Annotated in this window: 4 protein-coding genes and 1 pseudogene; 2 read left to right on the top strand and 3 right to left on the bottom strand. The window is 47.0% G+C overall.

The features are described 5' to 3' along the window. Window positions 1-903 (bottom strand): DEAD/DEAH box helicase (locus ACWA6V_RS06070; protein ID WP_449521639.1); only part of this gene is annotated, 903 nt, incomplete at its 3' end. Window positions 904-1,018: 115 nt separating this feature from the next. Between ACWA6V_RS06070 and ACWA6V_RS06075 the strand changes: the two genes are divergently transcribed. Further along, window positions 1,019-1,837 carry a MipA/OmpV family protein gene (locus ACWA6V_RS06075; protein ID WP_449521640.1) on the top strand — a complete coding sequence of 273 codons (819 nt, stop codon included), beginning with the start codon at window positions 1,019-1,021 and terminating at the stop codon, window positions 1,835-1,837. A 35-nt stretch (window positions 1,838-1,872) separates the two neighbouring features. Here the strand turns inward: ACWA6V_RS06075 and ACWA6V_RS06080 are convergent, their stop codons facing one another. Further along, the gene (locus ACWA6V_RS06080) at window positions 1,873-2,481 is read right to left on the bottom strand and encodes a class I SAM-dependent methyltransferase (RefSeq protein WP_449521641.1); all 609 of its coding nucleotides are present in this window, start codon (window positions 2,479-2,481) and stop codon (window positions 1,873-1,875) included. Window positions 2,482-2,570: 89 nt separating this feature from the next. Here ACWA6V_RS06080 and ACWA6V_RS06085 point away from each other — a divergent pair. Beyond that, a pseudogene (locus ACWA6V_RS06085) lies at window positions 2,571-3,293 on the top strand (acyltransferase). A gap of 32 nt (window positions 3,294-3,325) precedes the next feature. On the opposite strand, the gene ACWA6V_RS06090 reads toward ACWA6V_RS06085, so the two are convergent. Further along, a partial coding sequence (locus ACWA6V_RS06090; protein ID WP_449521642.1) for a hypothetical protein occupies window positions 3,326-3,703 on the bottom strand: 378 nt, incomplete at its 5' end.

The raw sequence follows: 3,703 nt of genomic DNA on the forward strand, positions 1-3,703 counted from the left end.
ATCGGTGGCAATTAATACCGAGCAGCTTCTATTGGAAAAACGCACCAGTACCTGATCGCGCTCTTTTTGCTCCAAGTCACCATGCAATGCCAATGCATTCACGCCCTGGTCGCGCAAATAATCCAACAATTCATCGCAAGCAATTTTCGTATTGCAAAAAGCAATAGAGGTTTCCGGTTGGAAGTGCGCAAGCACCGTTAATACGGCGGGGTAGATTTCATCGTCAGCGCGTAATTCATAAAAGTGTTGCTCAATATTGGTTTCGGAGTGGATAGATTCCACACTGACCATTTGCGGATCGCGCTGGCAGCGCGCGCTGATTTTTTTAATATCGTCGGGATAAGTAGCGGAGAACAATAATGTTTGGCGATCTGTGTTACACGCACCCAACACTTTATCGATATCTTCAGAAAAACCCATCTCCAACATACGATCAGCTTCATCCAAAACTAACTGATTGACGCTATCGAGCTTCAATGTGCCCTTGGCAATATGATCGACAATACGCCCCGGTGTTCCCACCACAATATGCGCACCGCGCTCAAGTGAACCGATTTGTGGGCCAATCGAAACACCGCCGCAAAGCGTCAACACTTTTACGTTATGGGTTAAACGCGCGAGGCGACGAATTTCTTTTGCGACTTGATCAGCAAGCTCGCGAGTTGGGCAAAGTACTAACGCCTGCACACCAAAAAAACGCACATTTAATTTTTCCAGCAGCGCAATACCGAAAGCGGCGGTTTTTCCGCTGCCGGTTTTTGCTTTGGCAATAATATCTTGCCCTTGTAAAACCAATGGCAAGCTTTGCGCTTGAATGGGGGTCATCTCGCTATAGCCGAGAGATTCAAGGTTGGCGAGCATATCGGCACTGAGCGGTAAAGATGAAAAAGCGGTGGTAGTCACAGGAGTCTCGATGGGATAAATAATTACGTGGATAATGGCGGCAGAATACCAGTAAAATCCCCTCAAGTCGCCCACCGATAAGGGCTAAGCGCACTATTGGATTAGATCATTTTTTATGAATTTACATTACTTATGGAAGCTCGCCGTTACATCGATCCTGCTCACCGGTATTAGCACTATCAGCAATGCGCAGGATGACACCGATAAAAAATGGGAACTTGGATTAGGCATAGGGGCTGTTACCGGACCGGATTATCGCGGGTCCGATGAATACCGCAGTTTTATCAGCCCTATTCCCTACGTGGTTTATCGCGGGAAAATTATTCGCTCGGATCGCGAAGGTATTCGCGGTAATTTTTTACGCACAGATCAATACGAATTTACCTTTAGCGCCAGTGCCGCCATCACACCTGATGCCGATAAAAACACGTTGCGCCAGGATATGCCGGATTTGGGTTCCACACTGGAACTGGGGCCATCATTGAATATCAATTTAACTGGCGAAAATTTTTCGCAGGGCTGGCACCTGCAAGTGCCATGGCGCGCCGTGTTTGCAATAGGTGCAGATGAATCAGGCTATATTGGCTCCGTCTTTCAACCACAATTTGTTTATCGCAATAAGCTCAGCGATTGGACATTCACTTATCGTGCAGGTGTGATGTTTGCGAGCGATGACTATCACGATTATTACTACAATGTAAAACAAGAGTATGTGACTGAAACGCGCCCCTATTTTAATGCCGATGGCGGCTATAGCGGTTGGAATAATCAGATGGCATTGAGCCGTAGCTTTAATCACAACGGCATCAAAACCCGACTCGCATTGTTTATCCGATACGACAATATCAGCGGCACGGATTTTAATAAAAGCTCACTGGTAGTGACCGATCACTCTTATCGCGGCGGCTTTGCGTTTATTTGGGTAATTAAATAATGACACTCGCCGTGTTTTATAAGCGGTGTAATTTTTTATAAGCGCCGCAGCAGGCCAAGGGTTTTTATTAACGGCATAGCCTCAAATAAACCCGAAGCCTGAGCCAACTTCCAAATTTCAAACGGCGGACGCCCACCATCGGCAGGATTGGGAAATACATCGTGAATCGCAAGCCATCCCCCACGCACTACGTGGGGCGCCCAGGCGCGATAATCGGTTAACGCAGCCTCCACACTATGGCCACCATCAATAAACACCATACTTAAGGGTGTTGCCCAGTAGCGAGCGGCTAATTGTGATGGGGCAACAATTGGCACCACCGTATTTTCAAGCTGTGCACGCGCAAGCGTATGGCGAAATTCACGGAAGCTATCCATTTTGCCAAATTGCGCATCATAGAGCGCAGGGTCGTGATACTCCTCGCCCAATTGATGCTCTTCCGAGCCGCGGTGATGATCGACTGCAAATAAAATGCTATTGGCTTTTTTGCAGGCACTGCCGAGATAAACAGTGGATTTACCGCAGTAACTGCCAATTTCCAAACAGGGGCCGAGTGCGGCTACCGCGAGCGCCTGCTCGTATAAAGCAGCACCCTCTTCGCCATCCAAAAAACCTTTTACTGAATGTATATCAATTGGCAGCATTGTTATTCTCGCTCATAATCACTGCACTTATTCTAACAGACATGCACTCGCAACAAACATCTTCACCTATTTAACAGCGAATTCGCCTTATGCGCCGCAGCAGCACACCTTACCCGGTCAAACGACTTTATAAAATTATCAACCAATGGTATGTGAAGCGTTTTATTGCACCGCAATTTGATAGCTTGGGTAGCGTTCCTGAAATTGCACACCCGCGCAGCCTGGTCATTTTTGGTCGCAATATTCATTTGGGAAAATATGCGCAGATTATTTGCGCGAGCGATAACTGTGTGCGCTTTACCAGCTGGCCAAGTAAACAAGCCGATGCGGAAATTATTATTGGCGATTACTGTTTGATTTCGCCCGGAGTGCGCATCTCAGCGGCAAAATCGATTCGTATTGGCGATAACTGTATGTTCGCGGCCAATGTCACTATTAGCGATAGCGATTGGCACGGCATTTACAACCGCATCCGCCCATTTCGCTGCACCAAATCTGTGGTGATTGAAAATAATGTATGGCTGGGTGAGCGGGTTATCGTCAACAAAGGCGTAACCATTGGCGAGAACTCGGTGGTGGGAGCAGGATCGGTGGTGACCAAAAACATTCCTGCAAATTGAGTAGCGGCAGGTAATCCAGCGCGCATGATTAAAGCGATTAATCCCAAGCGCAGAATGCTCAAACGAGAATTATTATTTAAGGATGCGGAGCATTATTTTTATAATCAGGATCAGCTCGATAAATTTATGCTAGGCAATAACGGTTGGCTGAATTGGTTGCGATCCCTGACTTCACCCAACCGCAATGACTAACAGATAGAGTGTAAGCAAATGCTGTACACCACTTATTCAAAACGGCAATCTTTTAATACCAATTTACTCGGACTGCCTTGCCAATAATGGGATACAGTGCCGGTTAATTTGGCGAATTCACCCTCAGCCAATTTCGCCGCACGGGCACGATGTTCGCTCGCCATTTGACACACAATCGGAGGCCAGAAAATAGATTCATCCGCGTCGAGCGTTTGAAGAATGCCATTCCTGTCAATGGTAACTTTATACCAGAGTTCAATGGTGCCTTCGTTTTCAAGCGGCGCACCTATAGTCCCATCCAAAAGATAGCGCTTGCCCTTGTAATGCGCAGTGATCATTTCTGCGGTTTTACGTTTTGACAATCGGTAAATATCCTTAGCTAACCAGCGAGGCTGAATCTCTACCAAGGG

This window comes from Cellvibrio sp. (assembly GCF_053579595.1).